We start from the raw sequence: 18,232 nt of genomic DNA, 5'->3' as shown, positions 1-18,232 counted from the left end.
TTCAGAATTTGGTCAGCGACAGGCCGGCCCAAGTGGCAAGCAGCCCGCCGATTACGCTAATACCGGTATAGCCCAAGGCCAGCGGAACTTGCCCACTTTCCATCAGGCGCACGGTATCGAGCGAGAAAGAAGAAAAAGTCGTCAGGCCACCCAGAAAGCCGACGATCAGCCCGGCGCGCAGCTCGACCGGCGCCAGCGGCTTGTGCAGGAACAAGCCATAGAGCAGGCCGATCAGCAGGCAGCCGATCAGGTTGACCGCCAGCGTACCGAGATAGAAGTGGCGTGGCCAGTGTGCCGCCACCCAATTGCTCGTGGCAAAGCGCAACAGGGTTCCGGCAATACCGCCCGCGCTGACCGCGGCGATGAGGCCGATCATGGCTTTCTCCGTTGCCGGGGGCTGGTGCGGTCCAACTCGGCCAGGTGGCGCAGTTTCTCCCCTATCTTTAGCTCCAGGCCCCGGGGTACCGGCTGGTAGTACTGGCGTGGCTCGAGCTGTTCGGGGAAGTAGTCTTCACCTGCGGCGTACGCATCAGGCTCGTCGTGGGCGTAGCGGTATTCCTCGCCATACCCCAGCTGCTTCATCAGCTTGGTCGGAGCGTTGCGCAAGTGCAACGGCACCTCCAGGGAACCGTGCTCGGCGGCTTCGCGCATGGCGGCCTTGAAGCCCATGTACACGGCATTGCTCTTCGGCGCGCAGGCGATGTAGGTAATGGCCTGAGCCACCGCCAGTTCCCCCTCGGGGCTGCCCAGACGCTCCTGCACATCCCAGGCAGCCAGGCACAGGCTCAAGGCGCGAGGATCGGCGTTGCCGATGTCCTCGCTGGCCATGCGCACCACTCGACGAGCGATGTACAGCGGATCGCAGCCGCCGTCGAGCATACGCGCATACCAGTACAACGCCGCATCGGGATTGGAGCCCCGCACAGACTTGTGCAACGCCGAGATCTGGTCGTAGAAGGCCTCGCCCCCCTTGTCGAAGCGACGCCGGCTGTCGCCGAGCAAGCTCTGCAACAGATCGACGCCGATCTCGCCGCCGTCCTCAGCGAGATCCGAAGCGTTCTCCAGCAAGTTGAGCATCCGCCGGCCATCGCCGTCAGCTGCCGCCATCAGCATTTTGAAAGCGTCGTCACCGACACTCAGCTGGCGTGCACCAAGGCCGCGTTCCTCGGTCAGGGCGCGGTTGACCAACTTGCGCAAGGCCGCTTCGTCCAGGCTCTTGAGCACATACACCCGAGCCCGAGACAGCAAGGCGTTGTTCAATTCGAACGAGGGGTTCTCGGTGGTGGCACCGATGAAGATCAGCGTGCCGTCTTCCACATAAGGCAGAAAGGCATCCTGCTGGGACTTGTTGAAGCGGTGCACCTCATCGACGAACAGGATGGTCCGGCGACCATACTGGCCCGCCTGCTGCTTGGCCACCTCTACCGCCTGGCGGATCTCCTTGACCCCGGCCAGCACCGCCGACACCGTCTCGAAGTGAGCGTCGCAGAACTGCGCCAACAACCGCGCCAGGGTGGTCTTGCCCACTCCAGGCGGCCCCCAGAAGATCATCGAGTGCAGCGCGCCCTGTTCCAGCGCCTCACGCAGCGGCTTGCCACGCGCCAGCAGGTGCTCCTGGCCGACGTACTCGTCCAGGTTGGACGGACGCAGCCGGGCGGCCAGGGGCTGGGCGACAGGTTCGCTTCGAAACAGGTCCATGATGCGCTCTCATTACTCCTGGATGACGTCGGCGCCTTCCGGGATCTTGAACTGGAACTTGCTCGCCGGGATCGCCTCGTTGGCCTTGACCCCATTGAACAGGATATTGGTGCGCTGACCCACGCTGTCGACCAGTTGCATGTCGTTGATCAGACCGCGGCGGAACGACACACGCAGGGAGTCGAACAAGGTGTCCTTGGTCTTGGGCTTCAAGGTGAAGTCCATGACTTCGCCCTGTTCCTTGGAGGTGATATCGAAGCTCTGGCTGATCTTGGACACATCACCGGACAGCAACAGCGCCGGGGTCTGGTTCAGTCGCACGTCGAGCTTCTTGATGGTGGCCTGCTCCAGGTCCGGGTCCCACAGGGTGACCTTCTGCCCGTCGGACACTACCACCTGCTCCTGAGGCGCATCAGTGTGCCAGTAGAACAGGCCTGGGCGCTTGACGGACATCTCGCCACTGGTTTCCTGCAAGCTCGTGCCGCTGGCATCGAGGGTAAGTTGTGAGAAACGAGCCGATATGGTCTGCGACTTCTCCAGCAACTGGGTCAGGCGTGCAACGTCCTTCTCATCGGCCTGGGCCGACACAGCGCCCAGGGCCAGGGCAGAAACCAACAGCATGCGAATCGCGCGCATGGGAATCCTCGTTGAACAGTGAATGGGCCGGGCGCCGCCTTCGACGTCCGGCAAGGTGATCATCAATCGCGTGGGCCGCCCGGGGCAATCACTTCCCGCGAGCCGTTGCTGTTCATGGGGGTGACCACACCGGCCATCTCCATCGCCTCGATCATCCGCGCGGCGCGGTTATAGCCGATCTTCAACTTGCGCTGCACCGCGGAAATGGACGCCCGACGACTTTCCAGTACGAACTGCACGGCTTCGTCGTACAACGCATCGGCTTCCGGATCGTCGCCATCGCCGCCGCCACCACCGCCGCCCTCGAAGCCGCTACCGGCTTCCTCGACGCCGTTGAGGATGTCGTCGTTGTAGTCCGGCGCGCCGCGCAGCTTCCAGGCTTCGACGACCCGGTGCACCTCGTCGTCGGAGACGAACGCACCATGCACACGGATCGGCAGGCTGGTGCCCGGCGGCATGTAGAGCATGTCACCGTGACCGAGCAACTGCTCGGCGCCACCCTGGTCGATGATGGTCCGAGAGTCGATCTTGCTGGACACCTGGAACGCCATGCGGGTCGGAATGTTGGCCTTGATCAGGCCGGTGATCACATCCACCGACGGACGCTGGGTGGCAAGAATCAGGTGAATACCGGCGGCCCGTGCCTTCTGGGCGATACGGGCGATCAGCTCTTCGACCTTCTTGCCGACGATCATCATCATGTCGGCGAACTCGTCGACGATCACCACGATGGTCGGCAGCGTCTTCAGCGCAGGCGGCTCGTCGTCCATGCTCTCGCGGCGGTACAGCGGGTCGTGGATGACCTCGCCGGCCTCCTGGGCATCCTTGATCTTGCGGTTGAAGCCCGCCAGGTTCCGCACGCCCATGGCGGCCATCAGCTTGTAGCGCCGCTCCATCTCGGCCACGCTCCAGCGCAGTGCATTGGCGGCGTCCTTCATGTCAGTGACCACCGGGCAGAGCAGATGCGGAATACCCTCGTAGATCGACAGCTCGAGCATCTTCGGGTCGATCATGATCAACCGCGCATCTTCAGGACTGGATTTGAACAGGATCGACAGGATCATGGCGTTGACACCCACCGACTTACCGGAACCGGTGGTACCGGCCACCAGCAGGTGCGGCATCTTGGCAAGGTCAGTGATCACCGGCTTGCCGCCGATGTCATGGCCCAGGGCCAGGGTGACCGGCGACTTTTGCTCGTCGTACTGCGGCGTGGACAGCACCTCGGAGAAGCGCACCATCTGTCGGTTTTCATTGGGAATCTCGATACCCACGGTGGTCTTGCCCGGGATGACTTCAACCACGCGCACGCTGGTCACTGCCAGCGAACGCGCCAGGTCCTTGGCCAGGTTGGCGATGCGGCTGACCTTCACGCCAGCGGCCGGCTGGATCTCGTAACGCGTGATCACCGGACCCGGATGGATCGAGTCCACCGCAACTTCGACGCCGAACTCCTTGAGCTTGATTTCCAGCAATTGGCCGACACCGGCCAGGGATTCTGGCGAGTACTCGATCTTCTTCTGCTCGGCCGGGTCGAGAATGGAGATTGACGGCAAGGTACCTTCCACGGCGCTATCGACGAACAGCGGTGCCTGCTTCTCCTTCATCACCCGCTTGCTCGGTTCAGGCGCCTTGACCGGGGTTGGCGGCATGATCACCGGCGCGACCGGTTGCTCGCGTGGCACCACAGGTTCGCGTGGTAGCACAGGCCGGGCGGGCGCTTCGTCACGTTCGCTGATGCGTTCACGCGGCTGAGGCTTGATCGGCTCGCGCTTCTCGGCGGCCATCGGCGCCACATCGAGGATCGGCTCATCCACCTCGCGCAGTTGCGCCACCAGGCGCTTGCGCTCGTTGCGCGCTTCCCACCAACGGTTGGCCGCGCTCTGCACCAGTTCGAACAGATCGAGCGTGATCTTGCCGGTGATGTCCATCACCTTGAACCAGGACAGGTCGGTGAAGACCGTCAGGCCGAACAGGAACAGGGCGATGAACATCAAGGTGCTGCCCTGCACGTTCAACAGGTTGCGCGCCAGATCGCCCAGGCTTTCGCCCAAGGCACCACCGGCAGAGAACGGCATGCTCGCCGGTGGATGGAAATGGATATGCGCCAGCGCCGCGCCCGACAGCACCAGGAATACCAACCCGATCAACCGCCAGGAAAACAGCCAGCCGCTCCACTGCCAGGGCTGGTGACGCTCGCGGAAGATCTGCCAGGTCTTGATCGCCAGCAGCAACGGGAAGATATAGGCGAAGTAGCCCAGCACCATGAACAGGATATCGGCAAAGTAGGCACCGGCGCGGCCAGCGGCGTTCTGCACCTGTTCGGCATTGCTGGTGTGACTGAAGCCTGGGTCCGACGTGTCGTAGGTCAGCAGTGCCATCCACAGGTACAGGCACAGGGCGCCGACAGCGATCAGCGCACCTTCCTTGAGGCGGTAATGCAGCTGCTGTCGCCACAGGGGCACGGGCAAAGGGGGCGGGGTTGCGGTGGATTTCTTCAAAACGCGTCTATTCCTGCGCTTGCTGCGCGTCCAGTAGTGATCGACCCGGTGTCCGGTCAATGAACCACTACTTTTAACATTACTGCCCGCCAGCCGCCATGGCGGCACGCCAGGTGAGGCTGGAGCGGCGCGGATTTCCTATGGGTGCAATTTGAGCACGCATTTTCTTTTGTGACAAAGGCTTATGCTGTGTTTTTGCACAGGTATGACAGCAAATGTGCCGGATGGTGCCAATGGACGCCTGAATGGTCAGGAAATTACCTCGCAAAGTGCCAGCCTGCGCCCAGACGCGCCAACGGCTGACACCACAAGGCCACACATTGACCTCACACCACCAGCGCGCCATGCTGGTTGCCCTCCCCTCCCCCACCGCCGAAAGACCATGCTCACCTGGCTGACCCGCGACTCGCTGAACTTCCCGCCCCTGGAAAAAGCCCTGCACGACCCCAACGGCCTGCTGGCCGCAGGCGGCGACCTGACGCCGGAACGCTTGGTGCAGGCTTATCGCCATGGCTGCTTCCCGTGGTACCAGGATGGCCAACCGATCCTGTGGTGGTCACCGGACCCTCGCACCGTGCTTTTCCCGGACGAGCTGCACGTATCGCGCTCATTGGCCAAGTTCATCCGCCAAGGCCATTACCAGGTCAGCTTCGACACCGACTTCCCCGCCGTCATCGCCGCCTGCGCCGCGCCACGCGATTATGCCGACGGCACCTGGATCACCGACAACATGCAGGCGGCCTACTGCGAACTGCACCGACGTGGCATCGCCCACTCGGTCGAGGTACGCCGCGACGGTCAACTGGTGGGCGGGCTATATGGCCTGGCCATGGGCCGACTGTTTTTCGGCGAGTCGATGTTCAGCCGCGCCGACAATGCGTCCAAGGTCGGCTTCGTAGCCCTGGTCGAGCACCTCAAAGCCGCCGGATTCGTGCTGATCGACTGCCAGATGCCGACCAACCATCTGCACAGCCTCGGCGCCCGCGCCATCAGCCGGGCCTGCTTTGCAGAGCACCTGGCACGCTATCTCGATACCCCAAACACGGCGACCTGGGCTCGCTAGGCGAGTTCTGCCAGCTGGCTTACACTTAAGTCAAAGTCTTACCGAGGGGTTGATCATGACAGAGCTGGCGCGGTTGAAGTTCTATGCCACTCAACCCCACTCCTGCAGCTATTTGCCAGAGGAGCAGGCCACTACGCTGTTCCTGGACCCCAGCCAACCGATGGACGTGCATGTGTATGCCGACCTGTCGGAAATGGGCTTTCGCCGCAGCGGCGATCACCTGTACCGCCCTCATTGCCAGAACTGCAACGCCTGCGTGCCCGCGCGCATTCCGGCTGCGCGCTTCATCCCCAACCGCCAGCAACGGCGCATCCTCAAACGCAACGCCGATCTGACCGTCACCGCCGCGCGCCCGGCGTTTCGCGAAGAATATTTCGACCTGTACCGCCGCTACATCGAGCAACGCCATTCCGATGGCGACATGTACCCCCCCAGCCGTGACCAGTTCTCCACCTTCCTGGTGCGCGACCTGCCGTTCTGCTGGTTCTATGAGTTCCGCCTGGAAGGCAAACTCATGGCGGTGGCCGTGAGCGATCTGCTGCCCAACGGCCTGTCTGCGGTCTACACCTTCTATGAGCCCGAGCAGGAGCGCCGCAGCCTTGGGCGCTATGCCATCCTCTGGCAGATCACCGAAGCCCTGCGGCAAAACCTCGATGCGGTCTACCTCGGCTACTGGATCAAGAACTGCAAGAAAATGAACTACAAGACCCAGTACCGGCCCATTGAACTGCTGATCAACCAGCGCTGGGTTACCCTCAATTGAAAGCATTGGCTTGAAACACAGTTTTCGGGCATAATCCACGCCACTTTTTTGCCCGGTGCAGTTGCGTATCGGGCCATTCACTGGATACCGAGGGCTTTACTGCATGTCGAAAGAAGACAGCTTCGAAATGGAAGGTACTGTCGTCGACACCCTGCCCAACACCATGTTCCGCGTGGAGTTGGAAAACGGGCACGTCGTAACCGCGCACATCTCCGGAAAGATGCGCAAGAACTACATCCGCATTCTCACTGGCGACAAGGTCCGCGTCGAACTGACGCCATATGACCTGAGCAAGGGCCGCATCACCTATCGCGCCCGCTGAGTCTCAGCCAATAAAAAGCCCGGCCAATGTGCCGGGCTTTTTTGTGCTCGCTCGAATGCAGAGGGTCGCTTTCTGCTCTTTTGGCGACAGAAGGCCACTCCCACAGGAGAAGCCTTAATGTCGCGAAAGGGGCTGCAAGCAGCCCAGACCTCATGCAACCTCAGCCGTGGTCTCGAAGTCGAACACCAGCTCGCCATCACGCAGGTCGACATGCACCACGCCGCCATGCTCGGAGAGCTCGCCGAACAGGATCTCTTCGGCCAGCGGCCGCTTGATCTTGTCCTGGATGAGCCGCGCCATCGGCCGCGCCCCCATCTGCACGTCATAACCAGAAGCCGCCAGCCAACCGCGGGCGTCATCACTGACTTCCAGCAGCACGCGCTTGTCTTCCAGCTGCGCCTGCAGCTCGATGAGGAACTTATCGACGATGCTCTTGATGGTTTCGTGGCTCAGGCGGCCGAACTGGATAATGGTGTCCAGACGGTTGCGGAACTCCGGCGTGAAGCTCTTGCGGATCACCTCCATAGCGTCAGACGTGTGGTCCTGCTGAGTGAACCCGATCGAGGCCCGCGCGGCAGTTTCAGCACCGGCGTTGGTGGTCATGATCAGGATCACGTTGCGGAAGTCCGCCTTGCGCCCATTGTTATCGGTCAGGGTTCCGTGATCCATCACCTGCAGCAGCAGGTTGAACACTTCCGGGTGGGCCTTCTCGATCTCATCGAGCAACAGCACACAATGCGGCTGCTTGGTGATCGCTTCGGTCAGCAGACCACCCTGGTCGAACCCGACATAGCCAGGAGGCGCACCGATCAGGCGCGATACGGTATGCCGCTCCATGTACTCGGACATGTCGAAGCGCACCAGCTCCACCCCAAGCGCCTTGGCCAACTGACGGGCCGCCTCGGTCTTGCCCACACCCGTGGGGCCTGCGAACAGGAACGAGCCGACCGGCTTGTCCGGCGACTTGAGCCCGGCACGGGACAGCTTGATGGCAGTGGCCAGCGAATCGATGGCGGCATCCTGACCAAACACGGTGAGCTTGAGATCGCGCTCGAGGTTGCGCAGCAGCTCCTTGTCGGAGCTGGTGACATGCTTGGGCGGGATCCGCGCGATCTTGGCGACGATGTCCTCGACCTGAGGCACATCGATGCGCTTGACGCGACTGCCCTCTGGCTGCAGGCGCTGATAGGCACCCGCCTCGTCGATCACGTCGATAGCCTTGTCCGGCATGTGCCGGTCATTGATATAGCGCGCAGCGAGTTCGGCGGCGGCGCGCAAAGCTTCGTCGCTGTATTCGATGTTGTGATGACTCTCGAAGCGGCCCTTCAGGCCCCGCAGGATGCCCACGGTATCTTCGACCGACGGCTCGGTGACGTCGACCTTCTGGAAGCGCCGCGCCAAGGCGCGGTCCTTCTCGAAAATGCCACGGAATTCCTGGAAGGTGGTCGAGCCGATGCAGCGGATGTCGCCCGACGACAGCAGCGGCTTGAGCAGGTTGGAGGCATCCATCACGCCACCGGATGCAGCACCTGCACCGATGATGGTGTGGATCTCGTCGATGAACAGAATGGCCTGCGGACGCTTGCGCAGCTCACCGAGCAACGCCTTGAAGCGCTTCTCGAAATCGCCGCGGTACTTGGTACCGGCCAGCAATGCGCCAAGGTCCAAGGAATACACCACGCTCTGTGCCAGCAGATCCGGCACCTGACCGTCGACGATGCGCTTGGCCAGACCTTCGGCAATGGCCGTCTTGCCCACGCCAGCCTCGCCGACCAGCAGCGGGTTGTTCTTGCGCCGACGAGCAAGAATCTGCGCGACGCGCTCGACTTCCTGCTCACGCCCCACCAGCGGATCGATGCGGCCCAGACGGGCCAATTCGTTCAGGTTGCTGGCATAAGCATCCAGCGGATTGCTCGAGGAAGCAGATTCGCCGCCCTCCTCGTCCTGCATGTCCTGATCGTTTTCGCTGTGCGAGCCGTGGCCCGGCACCTTGGAGATGCCATGGGCGATGTAGTTGACCACGTCGATGCGTGCCACGCTCTGCTGCTTGAGCAGAAACACGGCCTGGCTTTCCTGCTCGCTGAAGATCGCCACCAGCACGTTGGCGCCGGTGACTTCGCGCTTGCCGGAGCTCTGCACATGGAACACGGCACGCTGCAGCACGCGCTGGAAGCCCAGGGTCGGCTGAGTCTCGCGGTCCTCGTCATGGACAGGGATCAGCGGCGTGGTGGAATCGATGAACTCTTGCAGGTCGTGCTTGAGCTTGTCGAGATTGGCGCCACAGGCGCGCAGAACGGTCGCGGCGGCCTCATTGTCAAGGAGTGCTAGCAGCAGGTGCTCGACGGTCATGAACTCATGACGCTTCGAACGAGCCTCCTTGAAGGCCAGATTGAGGGTGACTTCGAGCTCGCGGTTTAACATAGCTTCACCTCATACCCAAGTGGTCGGCGATTAACCGTCCTTCTCGATTTCACAGAGTAGCGGATGCTGGCTTTCCCTGGCGTATTGGTTGACCTGCATGGCCTTTGTCTCGGCGATGTCACGGGTAAACAATCCGCACACTGCCCGCCCTTCGGTATGGACGGTCAGCATGATCTTGGTCGCCAGCTCGCGGTTCAGATTGAAGAACGTCTCGAGCACTTCGACGACGAAATCCATTGGCGTGTAGTCATCGTTGAACAAAACCACCTTGTACATCGGTGGCGCCTGCAGGATCGGCTTGGCTTCCTGTACCGCCAGACCGGAGCCGTCGTCCTCGTTAGATTGCGGGCGATCCTGATTGAATGTTAGTCGAATCTGGCTGAGTGGTTGCATGGAAAGAATTTCATCATAACGACAAGTTAAGGTGATGGTTTGACCGCGTAGGCCGCTGCCGGCGCGGGGGCCGTCTGACCTTGACTATCGGCAAAACGGTGTTACAACCAATAAGAACCCACCGTGATCGATAAAGATCCGCGCAGTCAACCAGATTTTTTCGCATGGTTCGTATGCGGATGACGTGGATGATACTCCAGTGATGGAGTCCTTTGCAGAGGGACATGAGGATGGCGAGCGGTAAAGTCAAGTGGTTCAACAATGCCAAGGGCTATGGATTCGTCAACGAGGAGGGCAAGAGCGAAGACCTGTTCGCCCACTATTCGCATATCCAGATGGACGGCTACAAGACACTCAAGGCTGGCCAGTCCGTGACCTTCGACATCGTCCAGGGACCCAAGGGGCTGCACGCCGTCAACATCTGCGGCGCCGGCGCCACGGCATCGAAAGTCGAAGTCCAGCCGGTCGAGAGCATCGTCCAGGCCTGATCCACCCCTGACCTTCTGCAGGCACATCGGCAACCGGCCAGCCCCGCAAGGGCTGGCCGGTTTTCATTGCCTTCACATGTGCTTGATCATCTCATCACCAAAGCCGGAGCTGCTGACCAACTTGGCGCCGTCCATCAGGCGCTCGAAGTCGTAGGTCACGGTCTTGGCCGCGATGGCGCCGTTGGTGCCCTTGATGATCAGGTCGGCTGCCTCGGTCCAGCCCATGTGGCGCAGCATCATTTCTGCCGACAGAATCACCGAGCCCGGATTGACCTTGTCCTGCCCGGCATACTTGGGCGCCGTACCATGGGTCGCCTCGAACATCGCGACGGTGTCGGACAGGTTGGCGCCCGGGGCGATACCGATGCCCCCGACCTCGGCCGCCAGGGCGTCGGAAAGGTAGTCGCCGTTGAGATTCAGGGTGGCGATCACATCGTACTCGGCCGGTCGCAGCAGAATCTGCTGGAGCATGGCGTCGGCAATCGCATCTTTGACCACGATCTGGCGCCCGGTCTTGGGATTCTTGAAGCTCATCCACGGGCCGCCATCGAGCAGCTCGGCCTTGAATTCGTCCCGCGCCACCTCGTACCCCCAATCCTTGAAGGCCCCTTCGGTGAACTTCATGATGTTGCCCTTGTGCACCAGGGTCACCGACTCGCGGTCGTTGTCCACGGCATACTGCAGCGCCTTGCGCACCAGGCGCTTGGTGCCCTGCTCGGAGACCGGCTTGACGCCGATGCCGCAGTTCTCGTCGAAGCGGATCTTGGTGACGCCCATTTCCTCCTTGAGGAACTTGATCACCTTGTTGGCCTCGGCAGAGCCGGCCTTCCATTCGATGCCGGCATAGATGTCCTCGGAGTTCTCGCGGAAGATCACCATGTCGACATCACCAGGCTTTTTCACCGGGCTCGGCACGCCCTGGAACCACAGCACCGGACGCAGGCACACGTACAGATCCAACTGCTGGCGCAAGGCCACGTTCAGGGAACGGATACCCCCACCGACAGGCGTGGTCAGTGGCCCTTTGATCGACACCACGTAATCGCGCACGGCATCGAGGGTTTCCTGGGGCAGCCAGGTGTCCTGGTCGTAGACCTGCGTGGCCTTCTCGCCGGCATACACCTCCATCCAGGCGATCTTGCGCTTGCCGCCGTAGGCCTTCTGCACGGCAGCATCCACTACCTTGATCATCACCGGCGAAACATCGACACCGATACCGTCGCCCTCGATGTACGGGATGATGGGATTGTCGGGAACATTGAGCGAATGGTCTGCATTGACGGTGATCTTGGCGCCGTCTGCTGGAACCTTGATTTTCTGGTATCCCATGCTGCACTACTCCGCTTTTCCAGGTGTGATTGGACATCCTGCGATCCAATGAGCCTAAACCAGCTTTCCTGAGCTGCAAGCTTCACGCTGCAAGTTGCAAGCTGACCGGCAGCGACCACTGACAAGCCCACTCACAGTTTGGCCGCGCGCAGACGCCGAGGGATGCGGCATCGCGCCACATTGCCCTTACGCCTTTCGTCTTATAGGCGGTCCGATATCACTTAGCCCGAAGGGTTTGGTATACTCCGGCCCTGACCGTAGGGTCATTGGGGCGACCCCTTGGAAAAACGCGGCTCGCCCTCGGCCAAGAATGGCCAAAAAGCCTGGGCTGTTACCGCCGCCCAGCCGTTTGACGCTCGACTGATGCATCTACCATCACCGCTCGCAAGCCTCTCGACCAATTGCCCATGGCGCTGCCAGGGCGTAGCGCCTACCCTGCGCATCTCGAGACTTCGAGCACGCTCAGCAAAACAGAGAGTTAACCCGCATGCCCACCCGTTCCAAGATCATCTATACCTTCACCGACGAAGCTCCCGCCCTCGCCACCTATTCCCTGCTGCCGATCATCGAAGCCTTCACCGCTTCGGCTGACATCGCCGTCGAAACCCGTGACATCTCCCTGGCTGGCCGTATCCTCGCGGCGTTCCCGGAGCAACTGGGCGCCGAGAAGCGCGTAGGCGATCACCTGGCGGAGCTGGGCCAGCTGGCCACCACCCCGGAAGCCAACATCATCAAGCTGCCGAACATCAGCGCCTCGGTACCGCAGCTCAAGGCCGCGATCAAGGAACTGCAAGGCAAGGGCTTCAACATCCCCGACTACGCTGACGAGCCGAGCACGGAGCAAGAAAAAGAATCCCGCGCCCGCTACGACCGCATCAAAGGCAGCGCCGTGAACCCGGTTCTGCGCGAAGGCAACTCCGACCGCCGCGCTCCGCTGTCGGTCAAGAACTATGCCCGCAAGCATCCGCACAAGATGGGCGCCTGGACTGCCGACTCCAAGTCGCACGTCGCCCACATGACCCAAGGCGACTTCTACGGCAGCGAAAAAGCCGCACTGATCGAAGGCGATGACAGCCTGCGCATCGAGCTGGTCGGCAAAGACGGCGTTACCACCGTCCTGAAAGAAAAGACCGCCGTCAAAGCCGCTGAAGTCATCGACTGCGCCGTCATGAGCCGCAAGGCCCTCAAAGCCTTCATCGCCGAGCAGATCGCCGATGCCAAGGCCTCCGGCGTGCTGCTGTCGGTCCACCTGAAAGCCACCATGATGAAGGTCTCCGACCCGATCATGTTCGGCGTCATCGTCGAAGAGTTCTACAACGACGTGCTGGCCAAGCACGCCGCAGCCCTCGCCGAAGTCGGCTTCAACGCCAACAACGGCATCGGCGACCTGTACGCCCGCATCAAGGACCTGCCAGCTGACAAGCAGGCCGAGATCGAAGCCGACATCCAGGCCCTGTACGCCGTCCGCCCGGCCCTGGCCATGGTCAACTCCGACAAGGGCATCACCAACCTGCACGTGCCGAGCGATGTCATCGTCGACGCCTCGATGCCTGCGATGATCCGCGACTCGGGCAAGATGTGGAACACCGCCGGTGAGCTGCAGGACGCCAAGGCCGTCATCCCGGACCGTTGCTACGCCGGCATCTACCAGGCCGTGATCGAGGACTGCAAGGCCAACGGCGCCTTCGACCCGACCACCATGGGCAGCGTGCCGAACGTCGGCCTGATGGCTCAGAAGGCCGAAGAGTACGGCTCCCACGACAAGACCTTCCAGATCAAGGCCGACGGCGTCGTGCGCGTGGTCGATGGCAAGGGCAAGGTGCTGCTGGAACAGAGCGTCGAAGCCGGTGACATCTTCCGTATGTGCCAGACCAAGGACGCGCCGATCCAGGACTGGGTCAAGCTGGCCGTCAACCGCGCCCGCCTGAGCAACACCCCGGCGGTGTTCTGGCTGGACCCTGCCCGCGCCCACGACGGCGTGATGATCGAGAAGGTCCAGAAGTACCTGAAGGACCACGACACCAGCGGCCTGGACATCCGCATCCTGGCGCCGGTCGATGCCATCAAGTTCTCCCTGGCCCGCATCCGCGAAGGCAAGGACACCATCTCGGTGACCGGCAACGTCCTGCGCGACTACCTGACCGACCTGTTCCCGATCATGGAGCTGGGCACCAGCGCCAAGATGCTGTCGATCGTCCCGCTGATGAATGGCGGTGGCCTGTTCGAAACCGGCGCCGGCGGTTCGGCTCCGAAGCACGTGCAGCAGCTGGTCGAAGAGAACTTCCTGCGCTGGGATTCGCTGGGTGAGTTCCTGGCCCTGGCCGCTTCCCTGGAGCACCTGGGCAACACCTACGACAACCCACGCGCCAAAGTCCTGGCCAATACCCTGGACCAGGCCACCGGCAAGTTCCTCGACACCAACAAGTCGCCATCGCGCAAAGTCGGCGGTATCGACAACCGCGGCAGCCACTTCTACCTGACCCTGTACTGGGCCGAGGCTCTGGCTGCCCAGACCGACGACGCCGCCCTGCAGGCGCGCTTCGCACCGCTGGCCAAGACCCTGGCCGAGAACGAAGCGACCATCGTCGCCGAACTGGCTGCCGTCCAGGGCAAGCCGGCCGACATCGGTGGTTACTACGCGCCGGATGCCGAGCTGACTGCCAAGGTCATGCGCCCAAGCCAGACCCTCAACAGCGCCATTGCCGCACTGTAAGGTTCTGATGTAACACCACAAACCCCGGCCACGCACCGGGGTTTGTGCTTTTTCAGCCGCAGGTTTCAAGCTGCAAACCACAAGCAAGCGCAGTCTGCATAGCATCTTGACTTGTGGCTTGCAGCTTGGAGCTTGTCACTTAGGGAGAGCACCGACCGTGTCCTGGCAACCCCACATCACCGTCGCCACCATCGTCGAACACGAGGGCAAGTTTCTCTTCGTCGAAGAGTTCAAGGCCGGCCAACACGTCTTCAACCAACCTGCCGGGCATCTTGAGCCCAACGAGACCCTGACCCAGGCCGCCCTGCGCGAGACCCTGGAGGAAACCGCCTGGGAAGTCGAACTCACTGGCGTGGTTGGCATCTACCTCTATACCGCCCCCAGCAATGGCGTTACCTACCAGCGCATCTGTTTCGCCGCGCGCCCCGTGCATCACCACGCCGCCCGCCCCTTGGACAGCGATATTGTCCGTGCCGTCTGGCTGACCCGCGAGCAACTGCTGGCCGACCCCGCACGCTGGCGCAGCGAGCTGGTACCGCGCTGCATCGACGATTACCTGGCCGGTCCACTGCATAGCCTCGCCTTGCTGCGCGACTGACGTCCGGCCCTTGGCCTGATAGAATCGGAATTTTTCCCCCTGATACACACCGGTAGCCATGACCAGCCCAGCACTCAAAGACCCCGCCAAGACCCGCGTTATCGTCGGCATGTCCGGCGGCGTGGACTCTTCCGTCTCCGCCCTTTTGCTCATGGAGCAGGGCTACCAGGTGGAAGGTCTGTTCATGAAGAACTGGGAAGAGGACGACGGCACCGAATACTGCACCGCCCGCGAGGACCTGGCCGACGCCCAGGCCGTGTGCGATCGCATCGGTATCAAGCTGCATACCGCCAATTTCGCGGCCGAATACTGGGACAACGTATTCGAGCATTTCCTGGAGGAGTACAAGGCCGGACGTACACCGAACCCGGACATCCTGTGCAACCGCGAGATCAAGTTCAAAGCCTTCCTCGACTATGCCCTGTCCCTGGGCGCCGACCTGATCGCTACCGGCCACTATGTGCGCCGCCGCGACACCGGCGAGCTCACCGAACTGCTCAAGGGGCTGGACCCGAACAAAGACCAGAGCTATTTCCTGCATGCTGTCGGCGGCAAGGAGATCGCCCGCACCCTGTTCCCGGTCGGCGAGCTGGAAAAGCCCAAAGTACGTGCCATTGCCGAGAAGCACGGCCTGGCCACGGCCAAGAAGAAAGACTCCACCGGTATCTGCTTCATCGGTGAGCGCCGCTTCAGCGATTTCCTCAAGCAGTACCTGCCCGCCCAGCCGGGCGACATCGAGACCACCGACGGAGAAGTCATCGGGCGTCACCACGGCCTGATGTACCACACCATCGGCCAGCGCCAGGGCCTGGGCATCGGCGGCCTGAAGGACGCCGGCGACGAGCCGTGGTACGTGCTGCACAAAGACCTGACCCGCAACGTACTGGTGGTCGGTCAAGGCAACGAACACCCTTGGCTGTTCTCCCGCGCCCTGCTCGCCTCGGAGATCTTCTGGGTCAACCCGATCGACCTGAGCAGCCCGCGCAGGCTGACCGCCAAGGTGCGCTACCGCCAGAGCGACCAGCAATGCACCCTGGAGCGCACCGAGCATGGCTATCGCGCGGTCTTCGACGAGCCGCAACGCGCTGTCACTCCGGGGCAGTCGGTGGTGTTCTATGACGGCGAGGTATGCCTGGGCGGCGGTGTGATCGAGACCGCCGAGCCTTGGAGCCCTCGCCAATGAATACTCTCCAGGAGCAGTTGGTCGCCTTGGGCGGCGTGTTCCAGGCCGCAGTGCTGGTCGACCGCATCGCCCGGACCGGCCAGGCCAGCGAGGCCAATATCGGCTGCATGCTGGGTAGCCTGTTGGTGCGGGACCCCAAGGACACCCTGGAGGTGTTCGGCGGCGATGACCTGAACCTGCGCGACGGCTACCGCGCCCTGGTCGGCGCCCTGGAGCGCGACCCCAGCAGCCTTCAGCGCGAGCCGCTGCGCTATGCCCTGTCGATGCTCGGCCTGGAGCGCCAGCTGGCCAAACGGGACGACATGCTCGAGACCATCGGCAAGCGCCTGCCCCAGATCCAGGCCCAGGCCGATCATTTCGGCCTGGTTCACGATAATGTCATCGCATCCAGCGGAGCCTTGTACCAGGACACCCTGAGCACCTTGCGCCAGCGCATCCAAGTGCATGGCGACATGCGCTTCCTTCAGCAGGCCGGCAATGCCTCGAAGATCCGCGCCCTGCTGCTCTCCGGCATCCGCGCTGCGCGTCTGTGGCGTCAGCTGGGTGGACACCGCTGGCAGCTGGTGTTCAGCCGTCGCAAATTGCTCAACGAACTGTACGACATGATGCGAGGGTAAGCTGCATGCATCCAGCAGACGCAGCACGTCGGCTTTTACGTGCTGCTTGCAGCTAGAAGCTCGCCGCCTACCTTTTTCATGTATGATATGCGCCCTTCCAAAAGCCTGACTGTCCGAGAACACCCCATGCAGCTCTCCTCGCTCACTGCGGTTTCCCCTGTAGACGGCCGCTACGCCGGCAAAACCCAGGCCTTGCGCCCCATCTTCAGCGAGTACGGCCTGATCCGTTTCCGCGCCCTGGTCGAGGTGCGCTGGCTCCAGCGTCTGGCCGCCCACCCGCAGATCGGCGAAGTGCCGGCGTTCTCCGCCGAAGCCAATGCCCTGCTGGACACCCTGGCCACCGATTTCAAACTCGAGCACGCCGAGCGCGTCAAGGAAATCGAGCGCACCACCAACCACGACGTCAAGGCCATCGAATACCTGCTCAAGGAGCAGGCCGCGACCCTGCCGGAACTGGCCAAGGTCAGCGAATTCATCCATTTCGCCTGCACCAGCGAGGACATCAACAACCTGTCCCACGCCCTGATGCTGCGCGCCGGCCGTGACGAAGTGCTGCTGCCGCTGATGCGCCAGATCGCCCAGGCCATCCGCGCCCTGGCCCACGCCCACGCCGACGTGCCGATGCTCTCGCGCACCCACGGTCAGCCGGCTTCGCCAACCACTCTGGGCAAAGAGCTGGCCAACGTGGTCTACCGCCTGGAGCGCCAGATCGCCCAGGTCGCCGCCGTGCCGCTGCTGGGCAAGATCAACGGCGCCGTGGGCAACTACAACGCCCACCTGTCGGCCTATTCGCAGATCGACTGGGAAGCCAACGCCCGCGCCTTCATCGAAGACGAACTGGGCCTGCAGTTCAACCCCTACACCACCCAGATCGAGCCGCACGACTACATTGCCGAGCTGTTCGACGCCATCGCCCGCTTCAACACCATCCTCATCGACTTCGACCGCGACGTCTGGGGCTACATTTCCCTGGGCTACTTCAAGCAGAAGACCGTCGCCGGCGAGATCGGCTCCTCGACCATGCCACACAAGGTCAACCCGATCGACTTCGAGAACTCCGAAGGCAACCTGGGTATCGCCAACGCCCTGTTCCAGCACCTGGCCAGCAAACTGCCAATCTCCCGCTGGCAGCGTGACCTGACCGACTCCACCGTCCTGCGCAACCTGGGCGTGGGCTTCGCCCATAGCGTCATCGCCTACGAGGCCAGCCTCAAGGGCATCGGCAAGCTGGAAGTGAACGTCGCTCGCATCGCCGAAGACTTGGACGCCTGCTGGGAAGTCCTGGCCGAGCCGATCCAGACCGTCATGCGCCGCTACAACATCGAGAACCCCTACGAGAAGCTCAAGGAGCTCACGCGCGGCAAGGGCATCAGCCCCGAAGCGCTGCAGGCGTTCATCGATGGGCTGGACATGCCAGCTGAAGCCAAGGCCGAGCTCAAGCAGCTGACCCCGGCTACCTACATCGGCAACGCGGCGGCCCAGGCCAAACGCATCTGACCTGCGCCCC

Annotated in this window: 16 protein-coding genes; 9 read left to right on the top strand and 7 right to left on the bottom strand. The window is 62.3% G+C overall.

Features of this window, described 5'->3' with window-relative positions:
* Window position 1: 1 nt before the first annotated feature.
* From crcB to BLS27_RS10130, 4 genes are all read right to left on the bottom strand, one after another.
* Entirely contained in the window at window positions 2-376 is a 375-nt protein-coding gene (gene crcB / locus BLS27_RS10145) for a fluoride efflux transporter CrcB (protein WP_043212246.1), read from the bottom strand.
* Window positions 373-1,698, bottom strand: coding sequence for a replication-associated recombination protein A (locus tag BLS27_RS10140; protein ID WP_043212243.1), 1,326 nt, complete (start codon window positions 1,696-1,698; stop codon window positions 373-375). The genes crcB and BLS27_RS10140 overlap by 4 nt, the downstream gene beginning before the upstream one ends.
* A gap of 12 nt (window positions 1,699-1,710) precedes the next feature.
* Window positions 1,711-2,334: an outer membrane lipoprotein periplasmic chaperone LolA gene (lolA, locus tag BLS27_RS10135; RefSeq protein WP_043212241.1), complete on the bottom strand. Its 624-nt coding sequence runs from the start codon at window positions 2,332-2,334 to the stop codon at window positions 1,711-1,713.
* A 62-nt stretch (window positions 2,335-2,396) separates the two neighbouring features.
* A complete protein-coding gene (locus BLS27_RS10130; protein WP_377735719.1) occupies window positions 2,397-4,895 on the bottom strand; it encodes a DNA translocase FtsK in 2,499 nt (832 codons plus the stop codon).
* A gap of 322 nt (window positions 4,896-5,217) precedes the next feature.
* Here BLS27_RS10130 and aat point away from each other — a divergent pair, with 322 nt between their 5' ends.
* The 3 genes from aat (at window position 5,218) to infA (ending at window position 6,983) form a co-directional block, all read left to right on the top strand.
* The gene (aat, locus tag BLS27_RS10125; RefSeq protein ID WP_043212240.1) at window positions 5,218-5,898 is read left to right on the top strand and encodes a leucyl/phenylalanyl-tRNA--protein transferase; all 681 of its coding nucleotides are present in this window, start codon (window positions 5,218-5,220) and stop codon (window positions 5,896-5,898) included.
* Window positions 5,899-5,953: 55 nt separating this feature from the next.
* Window positions 5,954-6,661: an arginyltransferase gene (locus BLS27_RS10120; RefSeq protein ID WP_090344498.1), complete on the top strand. Its 708-nt coding sequence runs from the start codon at window positions 5,954-5,956 to the stop codon at window positions 6,659-6,661.
* A gap of 103 nt (window positions 6,662-6,764) precedes the next feature.
* Window positions 6,765-6,983 (top strand): translation initiation factor IF-1, encoded by a 219-nt coding sequence (gene infA, locus BLS27_RS10115; protein ID WP_002553999.1) that lies wholly within the window; start codon window positions 6,765-6,767, stop codon window positions 6,981-6,983.
* Between the two features lie 150 nt (window positions 6,984-7,133).
* Here the strand turns inward: infA and clpA are convergent, their stop codons facing one another.
* Both clpA and clpS read right to left on the bottom strand, forming a co-directional pair.
* Entirely contained in the window at window positions 7,134-9,404 is a 2,271-nt protein-coding gene (gene clpA, locus BLS27_RS10110) for an ATP-dependent Clp protease ATP-binding subunit ClpA (RefSeq protein ID WP_043212236.1), read from the bottom strand.
* Window positions 9,405-9,434: 30 nt separating this feature from the next.
* Entirely contained in the window at window positions 9,435-9,797 is a 363-nt protein-coding gene (gene clpS / locus BLS27_RS10105) for an ATP-dependent Clp protease adapter ClpS (protein ID WP_043212233.1), read from the bottom strand.
* Window positions 9,798-10,027: 230 nt separating this feature from the next.
* On the opposite strand from clpS, the gene cspD reads away from it, so the two are divergent.
* Window positions 10,028-10,285: a cold shock domain-containing protein CspD gene (gene cspD, locus BLS27_RS10100; protein WP_043212231.1), complete on the top strand. Its 258-nt coding sequence runs from the start codon at window positions 10,028-10,030 to the stop codon at window positions 10,283-10,285.
* A gap of 72 nt (window positions 10,286-10,357) precedes the next feature.
* Here the strand turns inward: cspD and icd are convergent, their stop codons facing one another.
* The gene (icd, locus tag BLS27_RS10095) at window positions 10,358-11,614 is read right to left on the bottom strand and encodes an NADP-dependent isocitrate dehydrogenase (protein WP_070572558.1); all 1,257 of its coding nucleotides are present in this window, start codon (window positions 11,612-11,614) and stop codon (window positions 10,358-10,360) included.
* 487 nt (window positions 11,615-12,101) lie between these two features.
* Between icd and BLS27_RS10090 the strand changes: the two genes are divergently transcribed.
* The 5 genes from BLS27_RS10090 to purB all read left to right on the top strand — a co-directional run bounded on the left by BLS27_RS10090 (window position 12,102) and on the right by purB (window position 18,222).
* Window positions 12,102-14,327, top strand: coding sequence for an NADP-dependent isocitrate dehydrogenase (locus tag BLS27_RS10090; protein WP_043212228.1), 2,226 nt, complete (start codon window positions 12,102-12,104; stop codon window positions 14,325-14,327).
* A 157-nt stretch (window positions 14,328-14,484) separates the two neighbouring features.
* A complete protein-coding gene (locus tag BLS27_RS10085; protein ID WP_090344495.1) occupies window positions 14,485-14,925 on the top strand; it encodes an NUDIX hydrolase in 441 nt (146 codons plus the stop codon).
* Between the two features lie 58 nt (window positions 14,926-14,983).
* On the top strand, window positions 14,984-16,108 hold the full coding sequence (mnmA, locus tag BLS27_RS10080; protein WP_090344492.1) for a tRNA 2-thiouridine(34) synthase MnmA: 1,125 nt from the start codon (window positions 14,984-14,986) through the stop codon (window positions 16,106-16,108).
* Window positions 16,105-16,725 (top strand): high frequency lysogenization protein HflD, encoded by a 621-nt coding sequence (hflD, locus tag BLS27_RS10075; RefSeq protein WP_043212222.1) that lies wholly within the window; start codon window positions 16,105-16,107, stop codon window positions 16,723-16,725. Before mnmA ends, hflD begins: the two co-directional genes overlap by 4 nt.
* Window positions 16,726-16,851: 126 nt before the next feature.
* Window positions 16,852-18,222, top strand: a complete 1,371-nt coding sequence (gene purB / locus BLS27_RS10070) for an adenylosuccinate lyase (protein ID WP_043212220.1) — start codon at window positions 16,852-16,854, stop codon at window positions 18,220-18,222.
* The last annotated feature ends 10 nt before the right edge of the window (window positions 18,223-18,232 follow it).

It is taken from the genome of Pseudomonas guariconensis, assembly GCF_900102675.1.
In the GTDB taxonomy this organism is placed as follows: Bacteria; Pseudomonadota; Gammaproteobacteria; order Pseudomonadales; family Pseudomonadaceae; genus Aquipseudomonas; species Aquipseudomonas guariconensis.
The sequence above is the reverse complement of the archived record's forward strand: the minus strand, read 5'-3'. Positions and strand labels throughout refer to the sequence as shown.